A 12,295-nucleotide genomic window follows, 5' to 3' on the forward strand; every position below is an offset into this window, starting at 1 on the left:
AAACCAAATAGTCTGGTGGCGATGGCGAGAAGGTCACACCCGTTCCCATACCGAACACGGAAGTTAAGCTTCTCAGCGCCGATGGTAGTTGGGGGTTTCCCCCTGTGAGAGTAGGACGCCGCCGGGCTGTTTGAACAATTTAATGGATTTAATATTATCGACGCGGGGTGGAGCAGCCCGGTAGCTCGTCGGGCTCATAACCCGAAGGTCGCAGGTTCAAATCCTGCCCCCGCAATAATCCATCTTTTTATATACATTGGTCCCGTGGTGTAGCGGTTAACATGCCTGCCTGTCACGCAGGAGATCGCCGGTTCGATCCCGGTCGGGACCGCCATTTTTCTAGATTACTAGAATTGCAGAACGAAACAGAGTTTCGTTTTTTTTTATTGCCTAAATAAACGAAAAATGACTGGTTTTTTTGCCCGTCCTACATAAATCGTGTAAACTACATATAGTATCGTCATCCTTAGGAGGCATCCTAAGGTTTTTTTGTATTATAAAATTGACTGTTAGTTAGGTGATATATATGATGACTTATCAATTCATTTCAAAGCAGCCCGAAGAGACAAGGGAGTTTGCCAAGAGGCTGGCAGCTCTTCTCCAAGCGGGAGACGTGATTGCCCTTGAAGGGGATTTAGGTGCTGGAAAGACGACTTTTACAAAAGGACTTGCTGAAGGATTGGGAATCAGAAGGAATGTGAACAGCCCAACATTCACAATCATCAAGGAATACCAGGGAAGACTTCCGTTATATCATATGGATGTATATCGTGTCGAAGATGCGTTTGAAGATCTCGGTTTTGAAGAATACTTTGAAGGTAATGGTGTGACGGTTGTTGAATGGGCTCATTTGATTGAAGCCCAGCTGCCTGATGAGCTATTGCTCCTACAATTGTATCTTGATGAAAATGGTGCTAGAAGAATCGTTGCTGAGCCAAAAGGCGAACGGTATGTAGAATTGTGTAAGGAGATTTTTTAAATGAAGGTATTATCGATTGATACGTCCAATTATGTTTTAGGTATTGGTTTGCTTGATGGTCAAACAGTTTTGGGCGAATATATTTCCAATATAAAAAAGAATCATTCAGTACGGGTCATGCCGGCGATCCAGACATTGATGGAAGAGTGCAACATTAAGCCAGCGGATCTATCCAAGATTGTTGTTGCTGAGGGACCTGGATCATACACTGGTGTCCGGATTGGAGTGACGATTGCGAAAACCATGGCCTGGACCTTGCAGATTCCTTTATCTGGCGTTTCCAGCCTTGAGGTTGCGGCTGCATCGGCTGGCCGTTATTTTGACGGATATGTTTCTCCTTTTTTTGATGCCAGGAGAGGACAAATTTATACAGGCTTATATAAGTTTGAGAATCAAATAATGAAAGCTGTAAAAGCCGATCAGCTTGTCATGTCAGCAGATTGGGTAAAAACATTGAATGAAATGCACAGCAGGATATTGTTCACGAGCAATGATTTGAATCTGCATGAAGAGGTTATTAAAGAGGGGCTTGGTGACAAGGCAGTTTTTGCAGCTATCACCGAACAGAATCCTAGACCGGCAGAGCTGGCTTTGTTAGGAAGGGAAAAAGAGGCTGTTGACCTTCATACATTTGTCCCTAATTATATCCGCCTGGCAGAAGCAGAGGCTAATTGGCTGAAAGCGCAAGAGACTAAACAATAAGTGGGAAGATAAGATGAATAACACGATAATGTTCCGCAATATGACGGTTGATGATCTGGATGAAGTGATGGAGGTAGAAGTTAATTCCTTTACCATTCCATGGAGCAGGGAAGCTTTTTTCAATGAGCTGACGAAGAATCAGTTTGCTGAGTATCTGATAGTGGAAGTGGATCAAAGGATAGTTGGCTACTGTGGAGTGTGGCTCATCATCGATGAAGCGCATATCACGAATATCGCCTTGCTTCCGGAATATAGAGGAATGAAGCTGGGTGAGGCCCTTATGGCCAAGGTCATGGGGCTAGCTCGCGAATTAGGAGCATTGAGGATGACCCTCGAAGTCAGGGTCAGCAATGTAAGGGCCCAAAATCTTTATCGCAAGTTTGGATTTGAAGAAGGGGCCATTAGAAAACAGTATTATACGGATAATATGGAAGACGCTATAGTAATGTGGGTGAATTTATAATGACAAAAGATCAATTAATAATGGGAATAGAGACGAGCTGTGATGAGACGGCTGTTGCGATTGTAAAAAATGGACGGGAAATCCTTGCGAATGTCGTCGCCTCTCAGATTGAGAGCCATAAGCGGTTCGGCGGTGTAGTACCAGAGATTGCATCTAGGCATCATGTTGAACAGATCACGCTTGTATTGGAGGAAGCATTAGCCCAGGCAAATGTAGATATAAAGGATTTGGATGCCATTGCGGTGACGGAAGGGCCAGGCCTGGTTGGAGCATTATTGATTGGGGTGAACGCGGCCAAAGCATTGGCATTTGCGAATGGCATTCCACTCGTTGGAGTTCATCATATTGCTGGCCATATCTATGCGAACCGTCTTGTTACCGAGATGAACTTCCCGTTGCTTTCACTTGTAGTATCCGGCGGGCACACTGAGCTTGTATATATGAAGGAGCACGGTCACTTCGAGGTAATTGGCGAGACAAGAGATGACGCCGCAGGCGAAGCCTATGACAAGGTGGCAAGGACGTTGCACCTTCCATATCCGGGCGGTCCCCATATCGACAGGCTTGCTCATGAAGGAAAGGCAACAATCGACCTGCCGCGCGCATGGCTGGAGGAAGGCTCCTATGATTTCAGCTTCAGCGGATTGAAGTCGGCGGTAATCAACGTTGTGCATAACGCGCAGCAGCGAGGCGAGGAAATAGCACCTGAAGAGCTTGCAGCTAGCTTCCAGGAGAGTGTTATTGATGTACTTGTCACAAAAACTCAAAATGCTGTGAAGGAATACGGTGTAAAACAAGTACTGCTTGCTGGAGGAGTTGCGGCGAATAAAGGGTTGAGAGAAAAACTATCCACAGAATTTAAGGATTCGGATGTGGAAATTGTTATTCCTCCGTTGTCTTTATGCACAGACAATGCTGCGATGATTGCGGCTGCGGGAAGTGTACTGTACGAAAAAGGCCAAAGAGCGGACCTGACATTGAACGGAAACCCTGGACTGGAGATAACTATCCACAACTAAAGTCGGAAGTGAAAAAACTTGTTGTCAGACTCTTCTGTGGATATGTTAATGGATATGGTGCGAAACTGTGTATGATGTGGATAAAAAAAGGTTGTTTTGTGGATAATGTGGAAAAGTCTATGGATAACCTATAAATCAGTCTTTACTATGTGAATAACTATGTGAACAAAAAGTCCTGGTTTTTAATCGGGACTTTTTTTCTGTGGAAAAGATGTAAATCTGGAAATAAAAACTGGCAATTATCTATGTATTTTTTCCAGTTTGCGAATAAATAGTAAAAAATTTGCGAATAAAAGCGCAGTTTTTGCGAATAAATGAACATTTTTGCGAGCAATCGACAAATTTCTGAAAATAAAATATCATCAATGAATTTTTTCACATAATGAGAATAAACAAACGGGCACATTCATGCCCGTTTAGTCCGTTCCTATGCCAATTCTGTCCACTCTTCCATCAGTTCATCGAGTTTCTCTTTGGCGGCTTCGATTTTACTATTGATTTCTCCTGCTTTTTCGTGGTCCTGGAAAACTTCGGGATCACAAAGGATGTCTTCGTATTCAGCTACTTCTAACTCGAGCTGTTCAATTTTTGCTTCAACTTCTTCCATGCGGCGTTTGCGCTGGCGTTCGAGTTTTTTTGCTTCTTTGTCCTGCTGGTAGGAGGTTTTATCCTGTCTGGCTGTTTCAGTCACGGTTCCAGCTGCGTTGGCTGCTTGTTCGGCCAGTGCTTTCAGCTCTTCTTGCTCAAGCTTTTTCTCGACGTAGTAATCGTAATCGCCAAGGTATTCTGTTGCGCCACTGCGATCGAGCTCGAGGACCTTTGTTGCGATCCTGTTGATAAAATAACGGTCATGTGAGACAAACAGGATTGTGCCAGGATAGTCGATGAGTGCATTCTCAAGAACTTCCTTGCTGTCCAAGTCTAGATGGTTAGTAGGCTCGTCCAAGATTAAGAAGTTCGAGTTTTGCAACATAAGCTTGGCAAGTGCCAGACGAGCTTTTTCGCCACCGCTCAGGGTGGAGACAATCTTTAAGACATCGTCACCTGAGAAAAGAAAATTCCCCAGTACGGTGCGGATTTCTTTTTCCGATTTAAGGGGGTATTCATCCCAAAGTTCATTCAAAACCTTTTTATTCGAGCTGAGTTCTGCCTGTTCTTGATCATAGTAGCCGATCGAAACATTAGAACCGTATTGAATATTGCCGGTTATCGAGGGCAGTTTTTCAACGATAGTTTTTAATAAAGTTGATTTTCCGACACCATTTGGTCCAACCAGTGCAGTGCTGTCACCGCGCGAAAGGTTAAACGTGATATTCTTAGAGACCACTTCGTTTTGATAGCCGACAGCAAGCGCATCTACCTTCAGGACATCATTCCCGCTCTGGCGTTCAATTTGGAAGCTGAACGATGCAGATTTTTCATCACCCATCGGCCTGTCCAACCGGTCTATTTTTTCAAGCTGTTTCCGACGGCTCTGGGCACGCTTAGTTGTTGATGCCCTGGCCAGGTTACGCTGGATAAAATCCTGGAGCTTGGCAATCTCATCCTGCTGCTTCTCATACAGTTTCAGATCACGTTCGTAATTCGCGGCTTTATGCTCCAAATATGAGCTGTAATTGCCTGGGAACTTCGTCAGCAGGTGGCGGGAGATTTCATATACCTGGTTCACGACCTTATCCAGGAAGTAGCGGTCGTGTGAAACGATCAGTATGGCTCCGTTATAGCCCTGCAAATACTGTTCAAGCCAGGATAGCGTGTCAATATCAAGGTGGTTCGTCGGTTCATCCAAAATCAAAATATCCGGGCGGGTCAATAATAGCTTCGCCAATGCGAGTCTAGTTTTCTGTCCTCCGCTTAAAGTGGATATTTTTGTGGAATAATCAAAAGAATGGAAGTTCAGGCCGTGTAGGACGGAACGGATATCGGCTTCATACTGGTAGCCGCCTTTTTCCTTGAACTGGACTTGCAAAAGGTCGTATTCCTTCAATACTCTTTCGTATTCTGTCGCGTTTGACAGGGTGTCAGAATCCGACATTTTTTCCTCGAGACGGCGCAAATCTTTTTCCATGCTGTGCAGATGGTCAAAAACAGCTAGCATTTCATCCCAGATGCTTTTCTCGGATTCCAGACCGGTATTTTGGGCAAGGTATCCAATTGTCGTACCTTTTGGGCGGATGATTTCGCCGCCATCGTGCGATTCGTAGCCGGCGATGATTTTTAGCAGTGTCGATTTGCCTGCCCCGTTTCGGCCGACGAGCGCTACACGGTCATTTGTCTGTATTTCAAACTTTATATTCGATAAAATAAGATCAGCAGCAAAATATTTTGAAAGCTGATTAACTTGTAATAATATCATTATTTTTCACCTCTATTGCCTTAGAGATAGTGTAACCCAATAATATAGGCACGGCAATATGTGCGAACTGCTATAGGTGGTAAGGTGTAAAAAATTCCCTATGTATTGTGAACACTGAAACAAAGTTCACACACAAGTTTGACAAAATAGTGTATCATTTGGTAGAAAGGAGCTTTAACATGGCAGAATTTACGCATTTTAACGAAGAGGGAAGAGCGAAGATGGTCGATGTAAGTGAAAAGCCGGAGACGGTCCGTACGGCAGTCGCCCATTCCAGCATAACCGTAAACGAAGATATATATATGAGAATCACTGAAAATAAAATGAAAAAAGGGGATGTACTTGCTGTCGCGCAGGTAGCAGGCATCATGGCGGCGAAAAAAACCTCTGAAATAATCCCGATGTGCCACCCGATTCCATTGACAGGCATTGACCTTTCATTCGATTGGGAGCAAAATGGTAGTGACTATGTTTTAAATATCGCAGCAGCTGTAAAAACAAAAGGAAATACGGGTGTAGAAATGGAAGCGTTAACAGCAGCTTCAGCATGTGCGCTGACTGTTTATGATATGTGCAAGGCCGTTGATAAAGGCATGGTGATCGGCAAGACGTATCTTGTCGAAAAAACCGGCGGAAAGAACGGCGATTTTAAGAGAGAAGAGAAGTTGAGATAGAAAAACGGACAGGGTGGAGGATGGAGAATGACGAATGATGCTATGAAGATTCCGCAGGCAACCGCAAAACGTTTGCCACTATATTACCGGTTCTTATTGAACTTGCATTCTTCAGGGAAGCAAAGGGTATCATCCGCAGAGTTAAGTGAAGCGGTAAAAGTGGATTCTGCGACAATCCGAAGGGATTTTTCCTACTTTGGAGCTTTAGGTAAAAAGGGATACGGATATAATGTTAATTACCTGCTTACCTTTTTCCGTAAGACACTCGATCAGGATGAACTGACGAAGGTTGCCTTAATTGGTGTCGGTAATCTCGGAACAGCGTTTTTAAATTATAATTTTTCCAAGAACAATAACACGAAAATCGAGATTGCGTTTGATGTGGCACCGGACAAGGTTGGCACGAAGATTGGAGACGTAGCAGTGTATCACATGGACGACCTTGACAAGGTTGTCGTCGAGGAAGGTATTCAGGTGGCAATCCTGACGGTTCCATCAGCTGTGGCGCAGCCGATAACAGACCGATTGGTACAGGCTAATATCAAGGGAATCCTCAACTTCACCCCGGCGAGGCTGAATGTGCCGCCGTCCATAAGGATCCACCACATTGATTTGGCGGTGGAGCTGCAGTCATTGATTTACTTTTTAAAGCATTATCCGACAGATACTGAAACAACTGAAACAGTAGAATAAAAAATAGCTCCTTCATCTGAAGGAGCTATTTTTTCTGTATATTTTTCAGTTTAAAATGGAACATAATCATTCTGATGCCGGACCCGAAGTCGAACGTAGCGAGGGCCACAAGCAAATAGCTGAAGAATCCCCAGCCTGTCTCGTTTACATTCTGGATGGCGAAATAGGTGAATAAGCTGCCTAACAAGATGTAGACAATGCCTGAAAATAAAGGCGATTGCTTCATAACTTAAAATCCCCCAATAAAGCTTTGAATTTTCTCTGCTTCTTTTATCATTCTCTCAATGTCTTCCCTAAATACGGATTGAAGCAGGACAACCATTGTATTCATTGTAACATGGGCAATGATTGGCACGATGATACGCTTTGTTTTCACATAAAGGAAAGCAAAGGTGAAGCCCATTGCTGAGTAAAGAATCACATGCTCCGGCTCCATATGCGCGAGTGCAAAAATGACAGAGCTGATCAGAGCGGCGAAAAAGAAATTCATTTTCTTATGCAGACTGCCGAAAATGATTTTCCGGAAGACGATCTCTTCTAAGATTGGTCCGATTATCGAGCTGACCAGGATGACAACCGGGAATCTTTCAATCAACTTAATGATTTCCTGTGTATTTTCCGAGCCCATTTCAATGCCAAGCATGTTTTCGATGCTTGCCGCGATTGATTGGGCGAACAGAGCAAGGAATACACCTGCGAAAGCCCAGGCAGCTGAGCTTGCCGGTGATGAAGCACCACGTAAGTCTGCATCTGTCCTGCGTTCCTTCCTTAGGAGCAGAAGCACGATTACAAGTGTTAGCGAAAAGCTGATCACGAGCCAGTAGGGAATCGAGATGGTCTCCATTTCCTCAAGACTTTTCCCCATTGCGGCTCCGATAAATGCAATAATCGGGATGCCAATCAGGCTTGAAAGCTGCATGACAATATAAGCGATAATGACGTACCAGTATTCTTTTTTCAATATGATAATCTCCTTCTATTCGGATCGTCTATGTGTATGCCGTGAAAGCTATTATAAGAATGCTATCTATCCATTTTACTAGTAATCATCGAGAAAGTTCAAATATCAGGGCGCTTCGTGAATGTTTTGGTTAAGATTCCTTGGAACTGGCATACTCTTTAAGGTGCTCTTTTTTAGCCAGGCTTCCTTCAGAAAACGCGAAATATGGTACTTGCTGTCGAAGGGAATGAGGTTGAATTTAATGCTAAATTTTATAAAAAAAGTTAGGCTTCACGCTTGCAAAAAAAATGGAGATTCATTATTATATAAATTGTGTTAGCACTCTATCGAGGAGAGTGCTAATAAAAAAATTCTACATATAATTTGAGGAGGTTGTTTCACTTGATCAAGCCACTAGGAGATCGCATTATTATCGAGCTTGTTGAGTCTGAAGAAAAAACTGCAAGCGGTATCGTTTTACCCGACACAGCGAAAGAAAAACCTCAAGAAGGTAAAGTCGTAGCTGTTGGAACAGGCCGTGTTCTTGAGAACGGCGAGCGCATTGCTCTTGAAGTTGCAGTCGGAGACCGCATTATCTTCTCAAAATACGCAGGCACAGAAGTAAAGTACCAGGGAACTGAGTACCTAATCCTACGTGAAAACGACATTCTTGCAGTAGTACAATAATCACTGCGATTATAGACAGAACGTTAAATATTAAAAATTTGAGGAGGTCTTTCTACAATGGCTAAAGAAATTAAGTTCAGTGAAGAAGCACGCCGCGCGATGCTTCGCGGGGTTGATTCTCTTGCAAACGCAGTAAAAGTAACTCTTGGACCAAAGGGACGCAACGTGGTTCTTGAGAAGAAATTCGGTTCACCTCTTATCACTAACGATGGTGTAACGATCGCGAAAGAAATCGAACTTGAAGATGCATTCGAAAACATGGGTGCTAAGCTTGTTGCTGAAGTAGCCAGCAAAACAAACGACGTTGCTGGTGACGGCACGACTACTGCAACTGTTCTTGCTCAGGCGATGATCCGCGAAGGTCTTAAGAACGTAACTGCCGGCGCTAACCCAATGGGCATCCGCAAAGGTATGGAAAAGGCTGTTGTAACAGCTGTTGAAGAGTTGAAAGCTATTTCTAAGCCAATCGAAGGCAAAGCTTCTATCGCACAAGTTGCGGCTATCTCTGCTGCTGACGAAGAAGTTGGACAATTGATTGCTGAAGCGATGGAGCGCGTTGGCAACGACGGCGTTATCACAATCGAAGAATCTAAAGGCTTCACGACAGAATTGGATGTTGTTGAAGGTATGCAGTTCGACCGCGGATATGCATCTCCTTACATGGTAACTGATTCTGACAAGATGGAAGCAGTTCTTGAAAACCCATATATCCTGATCACTGACAAGAAGATCGGCAATATCCAGGAAATCCTTCCTGTCCTTGAGCAAGTTGTACAGCAAGGCAAGCCATTATTGATCGTTGCAGAAGATGTTGAAGGTGAAGCACTTGCTACATTAGTAGTCAACAAGCTTCGCGGAACATTCAACGCAGTAGCTGTCAAGGCTCCTGGCTTCGGTGACCGCCGTAAGGCTATGCTTGAAGACATCGCTGCATTGACTGGCGGTGAAGTAATCACTGAAGAGCTTGGCCGTGACCTTAAGTCTGCTACAATCACTTCTTTGGGACGCGCTTCTAAAGTTGTTGTTACAAAAGAAAACACAACAGTCGTTGAAGGTGCTGGAGACAGCGCTCAAATTGAAAGCCGCGTAAACCAAATCCGCGTTCAAATGGAAGAAACAACTTCTGAGTTTGACCGTGAAAAATTACAAGAGCGCCTTGCTAAGCTAGCTGGCGGTGTTGCAGTAATCAAGGTTGGTGCTGCTACTGAAACTGAATTAAAAGAACGCAAGCTTCGCATTGAAGATGCCCTTAACTCAACTCGCGCTGCAGTTGAAGAAGGAATCGTATCAGGCGGTGGCGTAGCGCTTCTTAACGTATACAACAAAGTGGCTGGAATCCAAGCTGAAGGCGACGAAGCTACTGGTGTGAACATCGTCCTTCGCGCTATGGAAGAACCAGTTCGCCAAATCGCTCACAACGCTGGCCTTGAAGGCTCAGTCATCGTTGAGCGCCTGAAGCGCGAAGAAGTCGGTACAGGCTTCAACGCTGCAACTGGCGAGTGGGTAAACATGATCGAATCCGGTATCGTTGACCCAACTAAAGTTACACGTTATGCACTTCAAAACGCAGCATCCGTATCTGCAATGTTCCTGACTACTGAAGCAGTAGTTGCAGACATTCCAGAAGAAGGCGGCGGCATGCCTGACATGAGCGGCATGGGCGGCATGGGCGGCATGATGTAATTCTGTTAAATAAATAAGAGCTTCTTAAAGGACCTGTCCCTTATGGGATGGGTTCTTTTTGCATTTCTCTGTGTATTATCCACCTAGGACTAACGTCACTCATGCTAGGTTGTATATTAATTTGGAGGTGAGTCTGCCTATATAGAACAGTATTTTCAAGTGGCGAATACTGCCTAAACGAGTGGAGGTGGCGATATATCTGCGAGAATATGAATCTGAGCGATATGACTCTTGCAAATTTAGTCAATAACCTTCATATTTAAAGTATTGGAGGTGCGATATGCGACACGATATACAGCCGAATGAACAGGCATTCTCAACAAAAGAAGTGGCGGAAGAAGTAGGGATTGCTACACCCACTGTCCGAAAGTATGGCCAGATTCTGGAACGGAATGGTTACGAATTTTTGAAAGATGGCGACCGGCGTATTTTTGTTCAATCGGATATCCAAGCGCTTATAGCGCTTCGCGATACGGACAAGCCGCTGGACGATACGGCTAAGGATCTCGTGCTCCAGCAAAAGGAGCTATTGGAAAGCCCGGGCGGAACGGAAATTGCGCTTAACGATACATATGAAAACTTGCCTCAGGACCCGAACCAATTAAAAGAGGTTTTGCTTTACGTCGCCAATGAACTTGCAGCCGCACGTGAAATGAATGTGCAGCTGAAAAACGATATGGCCCAACTTAAAACAAATGTTTCCCAGCTTCAGCAGGACCATCATGTAATCAGTTCCAGCATTGGAAATTCAGCACAAAGAACAAATGCGAAGATTGAAAGAATCATCGATCAGCAAAATGTCCATTACGAAACCTTGCTTCAGCAGGAAAGAGAGAGAAGTGAACTTCTGCAAAAAGAGATACAAAAAATGCGGGAAGAACAAAAGAATGAGTGGAATTCCCAAAATGATTTTAACAAACGTCTGGAAGAAGAAATCCAGAAAAGAAAATGGGGATGGCTAACAGCGATATTCAGGAAATAAAGTGTAATAGATTGCTGGAATTTAGCGATATTCCTGTTATATCGTATTGCTGGCCGATTTAAATACAAAGAACTGTCAAGCCTGACTGTTACAATGTTTGGCTATGCTTTGATATATATCGCCTGCCGATACGCTATATCAGTCCATCCATAAAGCCACCAGACAGCGAAAAATGAGTATGGTCCCTTTACAAACAATCCCACTTTCAAAATTCAACAATTTCCCGAGAAATATCTACAAGTTATATGTAGGTATCGACAAAATCAGCAGTTACGTTTTTCCGGCAGGAAAGCACCTGCATAATTCTCTGACAATGAATTGAATACATAGAAAAAATCCCTTATGAAGTTTGCTGCTTCATAGGGGATTTTTCACTGTTGAAAGATAGTACCTCTTTTGCACTAAGATTAGTGTCTAGCTCCAGCGCCTAGCCTTCGAGATCGCTTCGGTCCGCCCAATGAAGTCAAAGAGCGACTTCACTGGGCGGACCTCCAGCGCTTGTCGGGGCTGACCAAGGCGCTTGCGCTTTTCATAGTTACAACAGTTTTTTCATTCTTCCTGCAAGTGGGATGACAATCAGACCTGCAATAACGACCTGCATCATATTGCCTGGGATTGAGCCAAATGGCTGGATCCAGTTTCCGTAGAGAACTACTTCTGCAAAATAGTAGCCTACGATTTTAATGACAAGGGCAACGAGAACTGCCAGAGAGTATACATACACTTTCTTGCCAGGCATTTTTTCAGCCATCAATCCCGCTACATAGCCCATGGCACCGACGATTACGAAAGTGAACGGCGCCCACAATGCCCAGCCAGAGATAACATCGAACAAGCCCATTCCGAAGGCTCCTGCTATCGCACCTGTTTTCCTGCCGTAAACGAAAGCGGCAATAAATAAAGGAATGTTGCCCATATGGATCAGGCCTCCATTACCCATGATTGGGAGCCTGATGTTGATGAACATGGTTGCTACAACGGTCAATGCAATAAAAAGCGCATTGACGACTAAAACTTTTGTCTTAGTTGTTTCTTTACTTGGTGAGAATGCTGCATTCATTTGGTAACCTCTTTCTTTATTCAGGACTCTTTTCGAATGCTTCGAAACAGCCTTTTT

General features: G+C 44.1%; 13 protein-coding genes, 2 tRNA genes and 1 rRNA gene. 12 read left to right on the forward strand and 4 right to left on the reverse strand.

The window, feature by feature from the left end; genetic code table 11:
* Nucleotides 1-11: 11 nt before the first annotated feature.
* The 7 genes from rrf (at nucleotide 12) to tsaD (ending at nucleotide 3,163) form a co-directional block, all read left to right on the forward strand.
* Nucleotides 12-127: ribosomal RNA gene (gene rrf / locus DYI25_RS21915) — 5S ribosomal RNA — on the forward strand.
* A 34-nt stretch (nucleotides 128-161) separates the two neighbouring features.
* Nucleotides 162-235 (forward strand) — tRNA-Met (locus DYI25_RS21920).
* A 23-nt stretch (nucleotides 236-258) separates the two neighbouring features.
* A tRNA-Asp gene (locus DYI25_RS21925) sits at nucleotides 259-334 on the forward strand.
* 192 nt (nucleotides 335-526) lie between these two features.
* On the forward strand, nucleotides 527-979 hold the full coding sequence (tsaE, locus tag DYI25_RS21930; RefSeq protein WP_213372856.1) for a tRNA (adenosine(37)-N6)-threonylcarbamoyltransferase complex ATPase subunit type 1 TsaE: 453 nt from the start codon (nucleotides 527-529) through the stop codon (nucleotides 977-979).
* Nucleotides 980-1,681, forward strand: coding sequence for a tRNA (adenosine(37)-N6)-threonylcarbamoyltransferase complex dimerization subunit type 1 TsaB (gene tsaB, locus DYI25_RS21935; protein ID WP_213372858.1), 702 nt, complete (start codon nucleotides 980-982; stop codon nucleotides 1,679-1,681).
* Between the two features lie 13 nt (nucleotides 1,682-1,694).
* The gene (rimI, locus tag DYI25_RS21940; RefSeq protein ID WP_213372860.1) at nucleotides 1,695-2,144 is read left to right on the forward strand and encodes a ribosomal protein S18-alanine N-acetyltransferase; all 450 of its coding nucleotides are present in this window, start codon (nucleotides 1,695-1,697) and stop codon (nucleotides 2,142-2,144) included.
* A complete protein-coding gene (tsaD, locus tag DYI25_RS21945) occupies nucleotides 2,144-3,163 on the forward strand; it encodes a tRNA (adenosine(37)-N6)-threonylcarbamoyltransferase complex transferase subunit TsaD (protein ID WP_213372862.1) in 1,020 nt (339 codons plus the stop codon). The genes rimI and tsaD overlap by 1 nt, the downstream gene beginning before the upstream one ends.
* 427 nt (nucleotides 3,164-3,590) lie before the next feature.
* Here the strand turns inward: tsaD and DYI25_RS21950 are convergent, their stop codons facing one another.
* The gene (locus tag DYI25_RS21950) at nucleotides 3,591-5,519 is read right to left on the reverse strand and encodes an ABC-F family ATP-binding cassette domain-containing protein (RefSeq protein ID WP_213372864.1); all 1,929 of its coding nucleotides are present in this window, start codon (nucleotides 5,517-5,519) and stop codon (nucleotides 3,591-3,593) included.
* A 179-nt stretch (nucleotides 5,520-5,698) separates the two neighbouring features.
* Between DYI25_RS21950 and moaC the strand changes: the two genes are divergently transcribed.
* Both moaC and DYI25_RS21960 read left to right on the forward strand, forming a co-directional pair.
* The gene (moaC, locus tag DYI25_RS21955; protein WP_213372866.1) at nucleotides 5,699-6,193 is read left to right on the forward strand and encodes a cyclic pyranopterin monophosphate synthase MoaC; all 495 of its coding nucleotides are present in this window, start codon (nucleotides 5,699-5,701) and stop codon (nucleotides 6,191-6,193) included.
* A gap of 27 nt (nucleotides 6,194-6,220) precedes the next feature.
* The gene (locus tag DYI25_RS21960; RefSeq protein WP_213372868.1) at nucleotides 6,221-6,886 is read left to right on the forward strand and encodes a redox-sensing transcriptional repressor Rex; all 666 of its coding nucleotides are present in this window, start codon (nucleotides 6,221-6,223) and stop codon (nucleotides 6,884-6,886) included.
* 25 nt (nucleotides 6,887-6,911) lie between these two features.
* On the opposite strand, the gene DYI25_RS21965 is transcribed toward DYI25_RS21960, so the two are convergent.
* Nucleotides 6,912-7,112 (reverse strand): YdiK family protein, encoded by a 201-nt coding sequence (locus tag DYI25_RS21965; RefSeq protein ID WP_213372870.1) that lies wholly within the window; start codon nucleotides 7,110-7,112, stop codon nucleotides 6,912-6,914.
* 3 nt (nucleotides 7,113-7,115) lie between these two features.
* Nucleotides 7,116-7,847, reverse strand: a complete 732-nt coding sequence (locus DYI25_RS21970; protein ID WP_213372872.1) for a CPBP family intramembrane glutamic endopeptidase — start codon at nucleotides 7,845-7,847, stop codon at nucleotides 7,116-7,118.
* Nucleotides 7,848-8,228: 381 nt separating this feature from the next.
* Between DYI25_RS21970 and groES the strand changes: the two genes are divergently transcribed.
* The 3 genes from groES to DYI25_RS21985 all read left to right on the forward strand — a co-directional run bounded on the left by groES (nucleotide 8,229) and on the right by DYI25_RS21985 (nucleotide 11,178).
* Complete coding sequence (groES, locus tag DYI25_RS21975) at nucleotides 8,229-8,513, forward strand: co-chaperone GroES (RefSeq protein ID WP_213372874.1); 285 nt, start codon at nucleotides 8,229-8,231, stop codon at nucleotides 8,511-8,513.
* A 57-nt stretch (nucleotides 8,514-8,570) separates the two neighbouring features.
* Nucleotides 8,571-10,196 carry a chaperonin GroEL gene (gene groL, locus DYI25_RS21980; protein WP_213372876.1) on the forward strand — a complete coding sequence of 542 codons (1,626 nt, stop codon included), beginning with the start codon at nucleotides 8,571-8,573 and terminating at the stop codon, nucleotides 10,194-10,196.
* 280 nt (nucleotides 10,197-10,476) lie between these two features.
* On the forward strand, nucleotides 10,477-11,178 hold the full coding sequence (locus DYI25_RS21985) for a hypothetical protein (protein ID WP_213372878.1): 702 nt from the start codon (nucleotides 10,477-10,479) through the stop codon (nucleotides 11,176-11,178).
* 535 nt (nucleotides 11,179-11,713) lie between these two features.
* Here the strand turns inward: DYI25_RS21985 and DYI25_RS21990 are convergent.
* Nucleotides 11,714-12,238, reverse strand: coding sequence for an ECF transporter S component (locus tag DYI25_RS21990; RefSeq protein WP_213372909.1), 525 nt, complete (start codon nucleotides 12,236-12,238; stop codon nucleotides 11,714-11,716).
* Between the last annotated feature and the right edge of the window lie 57 nt (nucleotides 12,239-12,295).

Source organism: Mesobacillus boroniphilus, from assembly GCF_018424685.1.
Lineage (GTDB): Bacteria > Bacillota > Bacilli > Bacillales > Cytobacillaceae > Mesobacillus > Mesobacillus boroniphilus_A.

Bases quoted from the DNA above. Each gene is read 5' to 3' on its own strand.
- DYI25_RS21960 (WP_213372868.1), top strand. From the start codon at position 6,221: ATGACGAATGATGCTATGAAGATTCCGCAGGCAACCGCAAAACGTTTG.
- moaC (WP_213372866.1), top strand. From the start codon at position 5,699: ATGGCAGAATTTACGCATTTTAACGAAGAGGGAAGAGCGAAGATGGTC.
- tsaE (WP_213372856.1), top strand. From the start codon at position 527: ATGATGACTTATCAATTCATTTCAAAGCAGCCCGAAGAGACAAGGGAG.
- DYI25_RS21990 (WP_213372909.1), bottom strand. From the start codon at position 12,238: ATGAATGCAGCATTCTCACCAAGTAAAGAAACAACTAAGACAAAAGTT.
- tsaB (WP_213372858.1), top strand. From the start codon at position 980: ATGAAGGTATTATCGATTGATACGTCCAATTATGTTTTAGGTATTGGT.
- DYI25_RS21965 (WP_213372870.1), bottom strand. From the start codon at position 7,112: ATGAAGCAATCGCCTTTATTTTCAGGCATTGTCTACATCTTGTTAGGC.
- DYI25_RS21950 (WP_213372864.1), bottom strand. From the start codon at position 5,519: ATGATATTATTACAAGTTAATCAGCTTTCAAAATATTTTGCTGCTGAT.
- groL (WP_213372876.1), top strand. From the start codon at position 8,571: ATGGCTAAAGAAATTAAGTTCAGTGAAGAAGCACGCCGCGCGATGCTT.
- tsaD (WP_213372862.1), top strand. From the start codon at position 2,144: ATGACAAAAGATCAATTAATAATGGGAATAGAGACGAGCTGTGATGAG.
- DYI25_RS21985 (WP_213372878.1), top strand. From the start codon at position 10,477: ATGCGACACGATATACAGCCGAATGAACAGGCATTCTCAACAAAAGAA.
- rimI (WP_213372860.1), top strand. From the start codon at position 1,695: ATGAATAACACGATAATGTTCCGCAATATGACGGTTGATGATCTGGAT.